Annotated in this window: 12 protein-coding genes; 3 read left to right on the top strand and 9 right to left on the bottom strand. The window is 58.7% G+C overall.

The genetic code is table 11. The annotated features are described in order from the left end of the window. Window positions 1–46: 46 nt before the first annotated feature. The 4 genes from AC1Z3O_RS24965 to AC1Z3O_RS24950 all read right to left on the bottom strand — a co-directional run bounded on the left by AC1Z3O_RS24965 (window position 47) and on the right by AC1Z3O_RS24950 (window position 3776). A complete protein-coding gene (locus tag AC1Z3O_RS24965) occupies window positions 47–1291 on the bottom strand; it encodes a bifunctional alpha/beta hydrolase/OsmC family protein (protein WP_483518542.1) in 1245 nt (414 codons plus the stop codon). Window positions 1292–1460: 169 nt separating this feature from the next. Continuing rightward, entirely contained in the window at window positions 1461–2810 is a 1350-nt protein-coding gene (locus tag AC1Z3O_RS24960; RefSeq protein WP_483518541.1) for a cytochrome-c peroxidase, read from the bottom strand. Window positions 2811–2840: 30 nt separating this feature from the next. Beyond that, the gene (locus AC1Z3O_RS24955; protein ID WP_483518540.1) at window positions 2841–3284 is read right to left on the bottom strand and encodes a FixH family protein; all 444 of its coding nucleotides are present in this window, start codon (window positions 3282–3284) and stop codon (window positions 2841–2843) included. Window positions 3285–3404: 120 nt separating this feature from the next. Further along, a complete protein-coding gene (locus AC1Z3O_RS24950) occupies window positions 3405–3776 on the bottom strand; it encodes a DUF3703 domain-containing protein (protein WP_483518539.1) in 372 nt (123 codons plus the stop codon). A 121-nt stretch (window positions 3777–3897) separates the two neighbouring features. On the opposite strand from AC1Z3O_RS24950, the gene AC1Z3O_RS24945 reads away from it, so the two are divergent. From AC1Z3O_RS24945 to AC1Z3O_RS24935, 3 genes are all read left to right on the top strand, one after another. Next, window positions 3898–4701: a helix-turn-helix domain-containing protein gene (locus AC1Z3O_RS24945; RefSeq protein WP_483518538.1), complete on the top strand. Its 804-nt coding sequence runs from the start codon at window positions 3898–3900 to the stop codon at window positions 4699–4701. Between the two features lie 142 nt (window positions 4702–4843). Continuing rightward, a complete protein-coding gene (locus AC1Z3O_RS24940; RefSeq protein WP_483518537.1) occupies window positions 4844–5158 on the top strand; it encodes a hypothetical protein in 315 nt (104 codons plus the stop codon). A gap of 576 nt (window positions 5159–5734) precedes the next feature. After that, window positions 5735–5977: a GDCCVxC domain-containing (seleno)protein gene (locus AC1Z3O_RS24935; protein ID WP_483518536.1), complete on the top strand. Its 243-nt coding sequence runs from the start codon at window positions 5735–5737 to the stop codon at window positions 5975–5977. A gap of 415 nt (window positions 5978–6392) precedes the next feature. Here AC1Z3O_RS24935 and AC1Z3O_RS24930 read toward each other — a convergent pair whose 3' ends face one another. From AC1Z3O_RS24930 to AC1Z3O_RS24910, 5 genes are all read right to left on the bottom strand, one after another. After that, window positions 6393–8708, bottom strand: coding sequence for a hypothetical protein (locus AC1Z3O_RS24930; protein ID WP_483518535.1), 2316 nt, complete (start codon window positions 8706–8708; stop codon window positions 6393–6395). After that, the gene (locus AC1Z3O_RS24925; protein ID WP_483518534.1) at window positions 8708–9355 is read right to left on the bottom strand and encodes a TnsA endonuclease N-terminal domain-containing protein; all 648 of its coding nucleotides are present in this window, start codon (window positions 9353–9355) and stop codon (window positions 8708–8710) included. The genes AC1Z3O_RS24930 and AC1Z3O_RS24925 overlap by 1 nt, the downstream gene beginning before the upstream one ends. A gap of 214 nt (window positions 9356–9569) precedes the next feature. Next, window positions 9570–11147 carry a TniQ family protein gene (locus tag AC1Z3O_RS24920; protein WP_483518533.1) on the bottom strand — a complete coding sequence of 526 codons (1578 nt, stop codon included), beginning with the start codon at window positions 11145–11147 and terminating at the stop codon, window positions 9570–9572. Then, window positions 11105–12424 (bottom strand): TnsD family Tn7-like transposition protein, encoded by a 1320-nt coding sequence (locus AC1Z3O_RS24915; RefSeq protein WP_483521970.1) that lies wholly within the window; start codon window positions 12422–12424, stop codon window positions 11105–11107. Before AC1Z3O_RS24915 ends, AC1Z3O_RS24920 begins: the two co-directional genes overlap by 43 nt. Window positions 12425–12727: 303 nt before the next feature. After that, window positions 12728–14194, bottom strand: a complete 1467-nt coding sequence (locus tag AC1Z3O_RS24910; RefSeq protein ID WP_483518532.1) for an AAA family ATPase — start codon at window positions 14192–14194, stop codon at window positions 12728–12730. Window positions 14195–14523 lie beyond the last annotated feature (329 nt).

Below are 14523 nucleotides of genomic sequence, written 5' to 3'. Positions count from 1 at the left end.
CCCCAGAGCAACTGTGCGCTCCTTTGAGGATTTCGGCGACGCACATCTACGCCTCGGTCCCAGCGTCACGCGTGCGCACCACGACTTCCGAGTGAAGTGTTCTGTGTACCGGGCACTTCTCAGCAATTGCCACCAGTGCAGCGCGTTGCGCCGCGTCGAGCGGGCCCGTCATGCGTACTTCCCGCTCGATCCAATCGATTCTTCCCTCCTTCGTTGCGCAGTCGGAGCAATCCGCAGCGTGGATCTTTTCATGCCGCAGGGACACGCCCACATGCTCCAGTGGCAGTCCTTTGCGCTCAGCGTACATTCGCATGGTCATCGCTGTGCACGCGCCGAGCGCAGCTAGCAGCAAGTCGTATGGCCCCGGCCCACCATTCATTCCGCCAAAGGAAACGGGTTCATCTGCCACCAGTCGATGCGGACCGACAGTGATCGACTGTTGATACCTGCCGACGTGGTTTTCGTCTACGAGTACCAAGCCCTCCTCAGCCACGGTGACGGCAAGACTGGAAGTATCGATGCCGAGATACCGCTGACTCCAGGCGGCGATGGTATTGGCGACATAGTCAGCGTCTGCCTTGCCTGTCAGCAAATGATCTGCCGTGTCGAGGGAGATGAAGCTTTTCGGATGCTTGGCGGCGCTGAAGATGCGCGTCGCGTTCTCGATGCCAACGGTGTCGTCCTGAGGTGCGTGCATGACCAGCAGGGCCCTGTGCAGCCTGGCGACGCTCGCCAGCAGGCTTTGTTCTTTCACGTCTTCAATAAACTGGCGCTTGATCCGGAACGGGCGCCCGGCGAGCAGCACCTCAGCCTCGCCCTCGGTTTCAATGCGGCCGACCTGGTCCTGAAACAGGCCTATCACGTGGCCCGGGTCACTCGGTGCAGCAATGGTGACAACCGCCTTGGCTTCCGGGACACCCTCCGCTGCGCTCAGGACAGCCGCGCCACCAAGGCTGTGACCGATCAACAGCGCGGGGGCCTGGAAGTGCTCTCTCAGATAGCCGGCTGCCGCATGCAGGTCGGCTACGTTCGAAGAGAAGTTCGTGTTGGCAAAGTCCCCTCCACTGCCGCCAAGGCCGGTGAAGTCAAAACGCAGGACGGCGATACCATGTGTCGTGAGCGCTTGCGCAATCCGGCTTGCAGCCAACGTGTCCTTGCTGCAGGTAAAGCAATGCGCGAACAGCGCAAATGCCTGGACCGCGCCGTCTGGCGTGTCCAAGCGCGCGGAGAGCGGCTGGCCGTCGCTTCCTGGAAATTGCAGGCGCTGGTTTTTCATGACTTCCTCGTCCATGGCCGAAGTCTGCGCACTTCCTGACCGCCAATACGTCGCTGTGGCTAGTGCTGTGGCTAGAACGATACGCGGACCGGCCGTGCCCTGAGATCGCTCCCGCCGCAGACGGCGGTTCAATACTGAGGCTAGTCCAAGAAGCACAGGGCAGGCGCATCCAATCCCTCGGTTCCTATCGAGGGGGACGCTCCATGATCGGGCCCGACAGGGTGCGCAGGAACGCAACAACGTCTCGCATCTCCTCCTCCGTCAAGCGGATGGGCTTGCGGCCGGCGTCCCCCCTGCCACCCTTCTCGCCCTTGGACAACTCCGAGTGACCCACAGCCGCTGCTGGCGAACGCACGTAGTGCCCCACTACCTCGTCCAAGCTTGCGAGCTGGCCCGCGTGCATGTAGGGCGCCCGTAGCGCTACGTTGCGCAAGCTCGGGGTCTTGAAGGCGCCTTCCATGCCCGCTTCGTCGCTCGCCATAAAGCTCAACTCCTGGCAGGCTTGCGGTGGCGCGTCGCTGTAGCGGCTCAGGCAGTTGAACTCGTCCGCCAGAAGCTTGGCTGTGGCAGGCGCGCGACCGCGGTCTGGGCGTGCTGGCTCTCTGGGCGGAACGCCCGTGTTGTGGAAGGCTTGGTCGGTCAGCAGCGGGCCGTTGTGGCACGTTGCGCACTGCGCCTTGCCGAGGAAAAGACGGAGGCCGTTGACCTCTTGGGCCGACAAGGTTTGCTGGCCCGCGCGGTCGCCAATGAGAACGGCTTCAACGTACCGGTCGAAGCGGGACTCGCCGTAGGTCACTGTCCGCTCGTAGGCCGCGATGGCCTTCCCGAGATTCGCGAAAACGCGGTTGACGGCATCGCGTTGCGCGCTCGTCAGCCGAGCCCAGGCCTGCTTCTCGTCGTCGCTGCCAAGCGGGCTCGCGTCGGCCGGCAGGTCCTGCAGGCTCGGCATGGCGCCAAACAGCGACTCGTACTCCCGCCGGTGGTACGTCCGCACGACCCGGGCGAACTGGACGCGGTTGCCGCCGTGCTCGACGCTATCCTCTAACGGACCCAAGGCCTGCGACCACTGGCTGTCCTTGCGACCATCCCAAAACAGGAACGGGCCATACGCCGTTGCGGCAACCGGCATGGTGCGGCGCTTTCCGACCCCGACTCCCCTACCGAGGGGCTGGCCGTCCTGGAACTCGCGGTCGGGCACATGGCAACTGGCGCACGACACCGCGCCGTTGCGGGATAGGCGTGCATCCGCGAACAGCCGCTTGCCGAGCGCGACCGCTTGCGGCTTGTCTGCGACGGCGTTGGACGGATCGGGCGGCGGCGCAGGGAGTGTATTCAGACGCATCGAGGATAGGACGACCCGCTCTTCCTTCGACCACGTGTCGAGGCGGTCTGTGGCACTGTCGGCGCGTCCGAAGCCTGTGAGCAAGGTAAGCGGCGCCAGGACCACGGCCACAGCGGCGACTACGCCCGTCAGGCTTCCGCGCTTGCTCGCCTGCCGTGTCGTAGGCAGCCCGGATTTGTGGAGTTGGCTCATTGAACTGTCTCCTTGCTTGACCCGAGACGCTCAGCGCTGAATCCCGGCGTCCCCCACGATGACGTTGAACACAGCTCCGTCGCTCACATCCCCGGCCTGGATTGCCAGACGCATGTCCCACCAGCCGGTCATGCTGAACTTCATGCCTTCGAGTGCGTAGACGCCCGGCGCCAATTCACGCGTGATGCGGGGCTTGGTAGGAAAGCCGTGGCCATGCTGCGGCATGCCTCCGTCGAAGCCGATCGTGGCTCGCGACACGGGTTTTCCATCGGCTGTCTCCAGGTGTATCTGCCAGGCGTGCATCTGGTTGATAGCCGGCCCCGAAGCCGGCGGATCCATGCGGACCAGGAACTTCCCTTGGGAGCTAGGATGCTGCAGCGAAAGGTCAAGGTCCGCCGGCGGTGTGCCGCAGGCAGTGGTGAGAAGAGTGAAGGCGACTGCGGCCAGCGCGGTCGGCGCGGAGATTTTGAACATGGCTGGGGTCCTTTACAATGCAACGACGTTGGAATGAGTCAGGTCGGGGTGCACCAATGCGGCACCCTGAAGAGGTGGTCGGGAATCCGGTGGCGCCATCGGCGGCGCCTCGTATGGTCGCTAGTGCCCGCTGCGAGCGGCGTCGATAAGCCGCTGCAGGTCTGGCGGAACCGGCATGGGCTTGAAGCCGCTGACGTTGGCGCCGCCCGTATTTCCACTTGGCACCCAACCCAGCCAGGTCTTCAGCGCAGCGGCGAGCATTCGCCAGGCCTGGCCGAGAGCTTCACCTGCCTCGTTCTGGCGGAGCGCCCAGCGGAACATCGCCCAATGGGTGCGCACGTGTTCCACAGTGAATGCCTGCCCCAGGACGTGGGCGCGTTCGAGATGAGTGAATGCCTGGATTGGCTCACCCCGCGCTTCCAGCATTGCGGCAGCATCGAGCTCGGTCTGGACAAGTGGGCGAATTCGAAGGGCAAAGGTAGAGCGGTACATCGTGCGTCTCCGGGATGGGCTGCTGGGAAGGGAGCGATTCTGGCGGCCGCGCACGGAATGCACTTGAACAAAACGGCTGAGTTGAGGGGGAGGCGTCGTGACAGCAGCGCAGGAAGATCCCATGCAAACGACCATCGCGCGCGGTCGTTTCTCGACCATTATCTCCACGGCTCGTGCCTACTTCTGGCAAGGCGGCAGTCTCTGGATAGGTCAAGGCCAGGGCAGAACGCAGTGGCACGTGCACCACGCCCATCAGCTAGCCGTGGCGCTGCGAGGTAGCTTCCGCTTTCGCACTGAGGCCGATGGCGCCTGGACCGACTACGAAGGCGCCATCGTCCCCAGTGAATGCACGCACCAGTTCGAGATTGATGGCGCCGCCACCCTGGCCCACCTCTTCGTGGAACCTGAAAGCAGCGCTGGACGTGCACTCACTGCACGCTTCGGTGCGAATGCCGTCGCTGAACTTCCGGCCACGGATGCCCGAGCGGCTGCCGAGTTGCTGTTTGCAGCGTTGCAATCGAGCCAGTCGGCCAAGAACATGGTCGAGGCGGCAACGTCTGCCATTGCGGGGCTGTGTGGGACTGCGACCGCGCCTGCCAAAGACCTGGACCCGCGTCTTGGCCGGGCCCTGGACTACATCCGCGCAAACGTTCGGAATCCCCTCTCCCTGAGCGACGTGGCCTCTGCGGTCGCCTTGTCGGAGAGTCGTTTTCGGCATCTTTTTGTCGCCGGGACCGGTAGCTCGTTCAGAGCGTACCTCCTATGGCTGCGCATCAACCTGGCCACCGAGGCAGTCATGTCCGGCGCATCCTGGACCGAGGCCGCACAAGAGGCAGGATTCGCCGACTCGGCGCACCTTACCCGGACGCACAAGCGAATGTTCGGCTTCGAACCCACGGCAGTGCGACTCCAACCGCATGGGTAGGCTTTGGCCTTGGCTACGGCAAGTCACGAAGCATAGCTTCGCTGCGCGAGCGCGCCTTACCGTTTGTTACGTCATTCCCAATTCACATCGGGATATATTGGGGACGGACGAGGATTACCCTCGATACCTCCAAGGGGATGTGATGTTCAAAAGGACAGTTGTAGTTGCGGTTGGAAGCCTGCTGCTTGGTTTGAGTTTTGCGGCCTCTGCGCACGGTGGTGGCGGTGGCGGTGGCGGTGGCGGTGGCGGCGGCGGCGGCGGTGGTGGCAATTTCGGGGGGGCAGCGTCAGGCCACGCAAGCCATGAGGCGATGATCAGTTCCAACGGTTCGTTTGCCGGCGACCGCGACAAAGGCTTGCAGCGGGCGGAGGACCGGAGAAGCCCACAAGGGGCAAGTCACGAAAAGGCCCACGAAAATCGAATGCACCACCATACCAATCACGCGCAGAAGCATTGAGCTCGGGTGGAGATAGCCAAGTCCGGCTAGCTTGCGCGAGCATCCCCTGCCAGATCGGGAATCTGTGACTTGCGCAAGCCTCCAGGCGAAGGTTTGGCTCTCTCAGCTCGGAAACAGCCACTGACTGCGTGGCGCCGGGCAGTGCGTCCCTCTTAAGGGAAGTCATCGAACGCTGTCAAGCTGTCAAGCCGTCACGCTGTCACGCTGTTGGCTTTCGTCCTCGCCCGCAGATGGTAAGTAGCCGGCAGGGATAGAATGGAGCAAGGATGACTGTCATCGAAAAGTCATCTGGACACCGACATAATCTGTCGTCGACCCTCCCTGCACCTTCGATGACATGCATGTAACAATCCGCACCATCACGATCCCGGGAACGCGAGGTCGCGCGCCCCTTCACCAAGCGGCGGTCTACCTTGCAACAGAGCAGGACGTGGCGCCCCTGATGGAAAGTGCTTGGGGTCAGCGGGAGCCGGAGGTCTTCAAGGCAGCGCAGAATTGGGCACGACTCAATTCGTACATCGTGCTGAATCCCAGGTCCGGCTCATTCTACGGAAGTGCTGCCAGATACTAGCCAGAATGATGAGCATCGAACTGCAATCGACCATCACCTGCCCCCTTTGTGGTCACGCAAAGGAAGAGACCATGCCGACCAATGCTTGCCAGTGGTTCTATGAATGCGAGCGATGCAAGGCGGTGCTGAGGCCGAAGGCCGGGGACTGCTGCGTCTTCTGTTCATACGGCTCGAAGAAGTGCCCGCCGATGCAGGAACAGTCTGGGTCCTGCTGCTCGCCGAAAAGCGACTCCGCCTCTTGCGCATGAGCACCTCGCCGAAGTATTGAAGCAACTGATCCAAATCAGCAGCAGCAAACGACGATCCGGCTTTGTAAGACTAATGCACACAAGTTGCTGCAAGAATCGCACAATCAAATCTGTGCATAACCTTCAGTCCCTATACAGACAAGGGATAGCGGCCTGCCACGACGTAAACCTGGCGCAAGTCGGTACCTCGGTACCCCCCACTTTGATGTTCCGTTACCCCGTCTAGGAATACCTCAGGTGCGTCTAGGTACCGGCAGCACTGTATAAGGCCGTCCGTGGCCGAACCTGCATCCTTCCATCGCCGGCAGCTACCGCTCTGCATAAAGGACACGGAGGGCAATCGCAGGCGGTCGCCGCCAACGGCTTTTCGAACTATGTATAGTCATTTCCCCGCGGGATACCCGACATCGCTCCTTTACTCTCCAAAAATCTCAGCGTAGACCTCTTCGAACCCGTCCTTGGCCGGTTCGTTCTCCGGCTTTCTCCTGGCGACTTTCTTAGCGCCGCTATCGAACAATTGGGTTACCCCAACCGCTGGTAGGTCGACTTCAGTTGTCGAAGGCGCTGTCGAACTATCAAGCCCTTCGACCACCTGGTCGCCGAATAGCGCCTGCTTGTGCTCGGCCTCGGCTTCAGCCTTCTCGAGTATCTTTTCAAGGGCCCGATTTGTTCGAATTTCCTCGGCACGGACTTGTGCAGCCGTCCGGTTCTTCGTGATAGTCTGCAGAATGTCAACTTGGGCTTTCGACAGATATGTCTTGGCGTGAAGCTTATTCCTGGCGTCAATTGCGTTCATATGGTCCGCCTCCATGCAATCGAGCCAGTCATCATAGGACATGTTTTCAGTCCTCTTGCGACTTTGGACCGTAGCGGGTAGCTCCCTTAACTCTCCAGGCTCCGGCTCCCAGTAAATCACATCAGGGTCATGAGGATTGGGGTACACGGTTATAATCAGCGGGGGCATCTTTGCCCAGTGCGCGTGTCGGCTCATATGGTCATCGCGCACCCTCAAAAGCTCGGAGGAGGCGAATGTGCGATTGTTGAGATGCACCCCATCCTCCTGGACCCGCTTTTCCAAGCACTCCAATAGCAGCTTTGCAAGCTCTGACCTGCTGCGTTCCTGGCGCTCTGCCCCCCTCCGTTGCTCCTTCCCCCATACGAAAATGTCTCGAGGGAAGCCCTTCACCCCATCGCGACGCATGTCAGGCATCAGCAGGTGGCTGACATCGGTTGTCGTGTTGTGCAGATAAATGAACTCGATGAGCTTTCGCCAGTAGTCCCGCCGTGTCCGCCGAGCGCGCTTCTTGGCAGAGGCCCTGCGTTCTGCTTTTCGCTCACCGTCGTTAGTCCGGTCATAGGCACCGTCAACATGAATCATCCAGTCATGAAGTTTGTCGTTTATGCCTTCGACGATGGCCTTGGTGCGAGGTGCACCCGCAGGAGCAATAAATCGTCCCCTATTCAGCCGCATGACAAAGGCAAGCTCAATCTCTCGGCTTTTCCCGGCCCCCTGGTCGACGAAAATTGCATTGCATTGCCCGAACTCCGTCCAATAGCTGAGTGGAAGCCCGAGCTTCTTCAATAGGTTCTCCTTTGACGTGAAAGCGATGAACAAACATTTCTTGTACGCTTCAGTACTTTCCCCAAACGTAGTAACGTAGGCTCCGACGATGGCGTCACTATCCCGGTCTACCGCCAAGATGACCAGCGGCCGACCGATGAGTCGGTCGGGATGGTACGTGGCGACGAGTTCAATCTTGCCCCCCGTTCCGTCAACGTCGAAGATGTCCAGCGGACCGTCTGAGATGTCCCGGGCAGATTGAACATGCGCTTCCCGATTCTTTTCGTACTCCGCCTCTCCAGCCTTATCTTTTACGTATTGGCCTCGTGCGCGGCATTCGCAATAGTAGTCGTAGAACTGTTCGAACGATGGTATTTTTCCTGGATGCACCGCATAGAAGATAAAACCCTCCTTCCCATATGGCATCCTCTGCACGTAGAGCTTGGTGCGCATTTTCCGGTAAGTTTCACTGAGAGATAGGTCTTGCTCCACGAAGTAAATTTGCAGCGCTTTACGGAATTTTCCGATGTGATATTTGCTCATGCCCTGCCCAGCAAACAGATGCTGTTTGTCTTGTTTGGCATAGGCGTTTGGTCTTCCAGTACGCTTACCCCCGAGCCGCTTTCTGCCGGGTCCACCTGAGAGCTTTTTATGGTTCAACAGCGCGTTGACGATGGGGCCGAACGTGAGCGCACGGTTTACTAGCTTGTAGACCTGCCGAGTTTTCAAACCTGACTGCGCTACGCAGTGTTTGAGTGCAGCCCCACGTGTTGTCTTCTGGAGCGCAGGCCGGGTGAACAACAACAAGTCCTGCTCACGAAGCGCCGTGTCGTCGTAGAGGCTGGCTAGTCCCTTTTTGGCGACATCCCGACTAATCAACGCTGATGGCACCACTTCAGCCAGCTTATCATCTGGCCAATCCATCCAGGGATACCGCACGCACTCGTCAACTACCTCCACCTCTCTGTACAACTGCTCGAGCAGCATGTCGAGCGCTACTCGCTTGGGAGGTTTGGCCTTTGGAGACCTGGGCTTTGACTTTGCGCAAAGCTCGAGCTCAGCGACGAAAGCATCGTTGTGCTCAGCGAAAATCCCTACTAGTCGATGAAGCTTCAGCTTGCTGCCAAGAATTCCACCCCTCAACAGCATTCCCACGACAGCAGTTTCCATCAAAGCCCCCGCAGATGCACTGGCATACGTGCACCCAGGCCCTTGGTTATGTCAACAGCAAGAAACCCAAAGCACGCAGCCATCGAGAAGAGCCGATACGCATCGTCCAGCGACATGTCGAGTTTTCTTCCGATTGCCTCCAACAGCTCGTCGAGCGGTTGGCCCGTATTCACCGCCCTCACATGTGCTGCCAGGCTCATTGCTACCTCTTGCCTGTCACGATAGGAAAAGGCCCCACCCCATCGAATCAGACGAGCAGCAGCGAGTACCTCAGCGACGTTCATCTCTTTCTTGACAATGCATCGCCATGCCCAGCCCCGCGACTTCGCATCTTCCTGTTCGCGAGCAAACCGGCGTTGATTTGCATTCTTTAGCGCGTCAGCACGCGTCTCCTTGACGGAAAAGACCTCATACTCGTGGTCCATTGGTCGGTGAGTCTGATACGTGGCCACGAAGTCCAGCGTGAAGACCTTGTTCCGCAAGACCGGCTCCGATGGATTCTGGGCGATGCCGGCAAGTAGTTCGTCTGACGCCCTTACATATTGTTCCCTGTAGTCGAGTACCCAGGGGTCAACTTCAAGTAGCATTGCAACAGCTCGCTCGCCCATTGAAAGACATTGAATAGGCCGGCCCGTCTTCTCACTCATGAAGGAAAAGTTCGTACCTTTCGAACGTCCGGTTGCTCGCAGGAAAGGCTCGTACTCGGTTCCACACGGAACACCAAGCTCGTCGGGTTCCATAACACATGGATAGCGTGGAGGGCAAAGCGGCAAAAACGGATTCATGGTGCACCTTTACTCCGGCAAAAAACACCGATAGAGGCGGCCAATGGTTGGGTCGCCGGGCCGCCCTTCAAGACACTCATTGGCTATCATGTACTCGTCGATACCGCACGCCTGCAGCAATATCAGCTATCTTTGAAACTGGCATCCCAACGCTTCGGGAAATGAAGTCGAATCTGTCCATGCCGATAGGGATGCTCTGCGGATAGTCCAGGTACCAACGCCCCACACGAAGCTTGAATGTCTGCTTATCCTCCAACAGTCGGTCGATTAGCGTACCGACTGCAGGCACTGTCGCTCGCATCTCCTTGATACGTGTTCGAAGGGGGTGGCCGGACAGAAGCAACCGTACCGTTATCCTTCTAGGATGCAGGCTGGTGTTCATCTCTGCCCTATATCTCTCAATAATGTGTGACATCAACTCTGCCGCTTGCCCTCGAAGCCAGAGCTCCCGATATCGCGACGGCCTTCCCTGAGGTCTGACGGACGCAGGCATGTTGTCCTCATACCATTCGCGAGCATGCTCGCGGAGGTCCATTGCCGTGCGACCGAGCTTGTGAAGAATTTCGTTACGAGTGCACCGGGGGTGCTGCTCTCGAAATTTGAGAAGCTCACGTTCGCAAAACGCCCGCCTTTCCGCAGATATCCTGACAACCGCAATTGGCTGATTTCCCGCACGGTCTTCTCGGTCGGCTGACATAGACGCTAGAGAGTTCACTGCGTCAGCCAGTGCCTTGACTGTCCCGAACAAAAAATCAATTAGCATTACGTTTCTGGCCATGCTAGGAGGCACGATGCCTTTCGCGAGCGCGTTACAGCACCAAGACGACACCTTGTCATGGCTCGAGCGATGGAAGGACAAAAATGGCAATCCATGGTGGTCCTCGAATGCTTCGTAAAACTGCTGCCTGTCCACCCGCCCATTCCGCACGAATCCCAGTTGCATTGCTCTACGTTGATATGCGGCCCCAATCGCCGACGTTTCAATGTCCGACAGCCCCCCTTGAAGCAATTCGTTTGCCAGAATTGCATATCGCTTATGCGGTAAGCGAAGAGCATCTGTCTGAAGCATATGTATGGGACGAAGTCCCGACCCGCACCAGCATCTGTCGACAAGCGGTAGGGCGAGGTGACGCGCGCCAGGCTCCGAATAGCGGCAAGTGCCACACCCGGGCGTGAGCGGTACTCCATGGTGCGGGCACATCGTCAAAAACGGCAGCTGATGTTCACGGCGCCAGTACGGCCACCCATGAGATTCCATGCCTTCTCTAACGCATATTGGGCAAAACAGATGAGCGTGCTTGGGCGCGCCCGCAGCTGTAGCCAACCCTAGAAATGCGTAGGGGCTTCGCATACTGCCCGCGCCCATGAAGTGAGCAATGATGCTGTCGCTCGCTTCAGGTGAAAGAAACGGTACGAGAGCGGGAAAGACGGTGCTCTGCTCGACAACCACGCTGAGCGATTCCCCCATAACACCACGAGTACGCTGCACGAATAGCGCTAGATTTCCGGGGAGGAGAAGTGGCGGTTGCAATCCCGTCCTCCCAAAGAAGTGCATAGAAGCAGCCTTTAGCGATGGAAGGCTGGAAATGAGAGCACAACGCATGGCGTATCCTAGAGGAGTCTCGCCAGGCAATCCGGGGGGTAAGACGTACATGGTAGATAGCGGCTGGGCGCCCTCACAAGACGATTGAGTTCTTCCCTGTAGTCCTCGCAACGTAACAAGCGTGCATGTGCCGCTGAGGGAATGCCGGCGGCATCCAAGACCCTCTGTACCGTCAAAGGGGTGGACCAGTTGCTCAATGCGGAGCTGGCATATCTGAGGCGAACGAAGGCCTGAGCTATTTCCTCATTGGAGGATTGGCTCCTTGTGCGAGGACCGCCGCCTCTCATAGGATGCGGCTCATGTTCCTGAAGCCAAGCGAGGTCGTGCCGCCTCAGCCACGCCCATGTTGCCGGTTCAAGCCGACGCAGCGTTGTCCTACTGGCGTGAGGATTGGAACTGGTCAGGCAGCGCCATGCTGACCTGTGTCGCCGAGCCAACTGCACTAGGAGCGTTTGCCGCCGCTCATGTTGAATATCCGTCGATGAAGCCAGAATTCGGTAGGTCGTCGGGGCGGAGACATGGTGACGCTTACAAATGTCGACAACCGACTCACCGCTTGCCAGAGAACGCAGTATCTGTTGTCGCGCTAGCGTGGAGAAGCCTCCTGCCCGAGTCCTGTGCGGAACTCCGGCGGCGCGGACCCTACGTAGCAATGTGTCACCCGCGACACCGAGGGTCTCGCTGGCTGACCGGACCGACACCCCACGCCGCACAGCCTCGAGCCCAGGCGCGTATTTCTCGCTGGACGGGTGCGGCGTCGACTTTATTACAGAAGTTCTGTCTGCCTTACGAATGCCTCCCCTAAGAAGTAGGTAGTAGACGGGGTGGGAGTTCGGCGCCAACGCTAGTTTGACCCAAGCATTGACGACATCAGTGTCGCGCGTCAGAGCGGATAGCGTTGGCTGGAAAAAGCCATCTGCGTATGTCCTGACGATTGAGTCCACCAACCTGCCCAGGCGGACGCGCCCCGATTTCGTCAGCAGCCCTGCCTCCGCAAGGCGGCTCTGAACCTCCTGGGGGTGGCGCCCGGGTTGGGACGAGAGGAGCAACTTGTAGCTAGCCTGGCAGAAATCGAGCGTATTCTTGAGCGCGTTATCGATTGTCGGGTTAGGCTCCGCTTTTAGAACACCATGAGGTAGCAACGGGGCTCCGTGAATGGGACAGAGGCTTACGCATGGCAGCGTGCCATATCGGTGTACGTAAGCAACGCCGAAATTTCCCACATCCACCGCTTTGCACTCTTCACACCATAGTGGAAGGGCTTCGAATGCGTCCTCCCCTGCAAGCGAGTGGAACGGCCGAAGTGGCCCGCTCGTGTAATTGAACATTCTTGCAAGCAGGCTTTGCCGCGCAGATTCACTGAGCGACGCTGCATAGTACTGATAGTCGGTATGCAAGCCCACAAGGTCGCATAACTGCATGTGTGGAAAAGCGATGGAAAGCACCTGCACCAGGCGTTTCAGATTGCGAGGCAGCCGCAGGTCAAGGGAGCGACGGGGAGCACCAAGATGCTCGGCGTGTATGGGGCGACAGTTCCCAATCCCACCGTAGGACTCAATGCGGCCATGGTAGTGTCCGATTGGTTCCTCAGGCAGGATGGGGGGAAAGAATACAGTCACCATGGTTTAGCCTCATTCCTTATCAGACTTACCTGATGAATCTACGAATTCAACGAAGTCCACGGCCTCATTTGCGGTCAGTGGCAGTCCATTCTTGGACTTGTGTACAACTGCGACGGTGTGGCGCTTATCGTCTAGGACCTTGCGCGCATGGTCGTCCAGATACTGCTTCGAGATAGCCTTATCGTCCTTCATGCGAGACATCTCAGTGAAGAGCGACTCCAGAAATTCCCTTGTGAAACGCCGATTCCCGGCGGTGTATTTATGGCAAATGGTTGGTAACTCAACGGGCATCCTCAAATCGGGGTGACTCACCCTGAGCGACCACGCAGCTTTAAGCAGGCGGTCGTAGTCGATGCCGGTGGGTAGGTAGTCCACCAGCAGCTTGCCACCAGATGTGAGCTTGCTACCGATTCCGGAATCAGAATGGATGATGCGTTGGACCTTGTAGGTTGCAACCGTCACCACGGGAATGCCGCTGACCTCCATCAAGCTGCCAAGCCAATTCAATAACGGCGTGGCGTCTCCATGCGCGGTCGCTAAGTACTGAAGGTCTTCTACCACAATGAGCCCAACCATATACGAGGTGAGAATCTGTGCAGTTCTTACCAGGTAATAGCCGGGGTTGCGCTTTTCAGCCAAGGTGCCATACAAGCGCGTATGGGCTAGCGCGTCAATTTGTGCGACTATGCCGCCTGCCAGCGCTTTCACGGTTTTTGTTTCCGGAACCTCGACTCGAACAATAGGTACCTGCGGCCATAAACACGGCATCCCATCGAGAGTCGTATGAAAGACGATACGTGCTTTGCCGAGGTAGGCGTCAAGCCTATCAAATAGTGTGGTTTTCCCGCATCCGGGCGCCCCCACCATGAGAATGCCCATGCTTCCGCCGCCGCTGTGTGACCCCCGAGGGAGGTAACGTGCGTTTGCCTGTGTAACGTTATCGGCATTGATTGAGGCCAAGGCGCTCAGAAACGACATCGTGTCTTTGTCGCCCGGATGTCTGCTCAGATACGACCGACGCAGAGCAGCGTACAAAGTGCTGAGGTTCCATACGTTCTCCTGCGTCGGCACAAATAGTTCTCGCACGTCCGTCACGGCCTCTCGGCGGATGTGCTCAGGCAATGCAAAGAACTCGGCATGACGTTTCGTCGGCACGTTCGCCAATTCGCCGAAGACCTCCGGGTCCGACAACAAGCGAGGCAGGGCCCGTACGCAAACATTATCGGCATACGGCGCTACCTCATCCCGGCGATAGCAGGCCGAATGCTCTGCGATGAACTTGCGGTCGTCATCTATCCAGTTCGATGCCTGCTCGTTGGGGTTAGTTTGAAAGTCGGCACACGAAGGCCGTTTGGCGGAGGCGCCAGGTGAAAAGCGAGCCAAAGACCTTTTGGTGGCTTTGCGAGATTGCGTCGCGGGCGCATTGTGGACTGCGCTGAGGGATGCAGTCTTGGGAGAGTTGCGACTTGGCCACATGTTTGTTCTCCGGACGACTAGGGAAGCACAGGCGAGTGCCTGCCGCCCTCCCTTGCCAGGGTTGACAAAAACAGGTGGTCAGAAGAGACTAAATATCGAGGGTGTGTGTCCAGTTCTCCTCTGACCACACTCTGGGTGGGCAACGGGTATCAGCCGTTCGCCCACCCGCCTCACTAGCGCAGACGCGCTACCTCTCGCGGCATGCCGCAGCATCAGCGACACACCAAAGTTCGTCATCTTTTCCCAAAGTTGGATTGCGACCACGGCCCCCGCTTGTCGTGGCCGCGCGCAAACTCCTCTACAATTAATAAATGCAAAAATTCCTTTTC

Source organism: Cupriavidus sp. 09_S30 (assembly GCF_056930435.1).
Note: the sequence above shows the minus strand (reverse complement) of the source record. Positions and strands in the feature narration are given on the sequence as shown.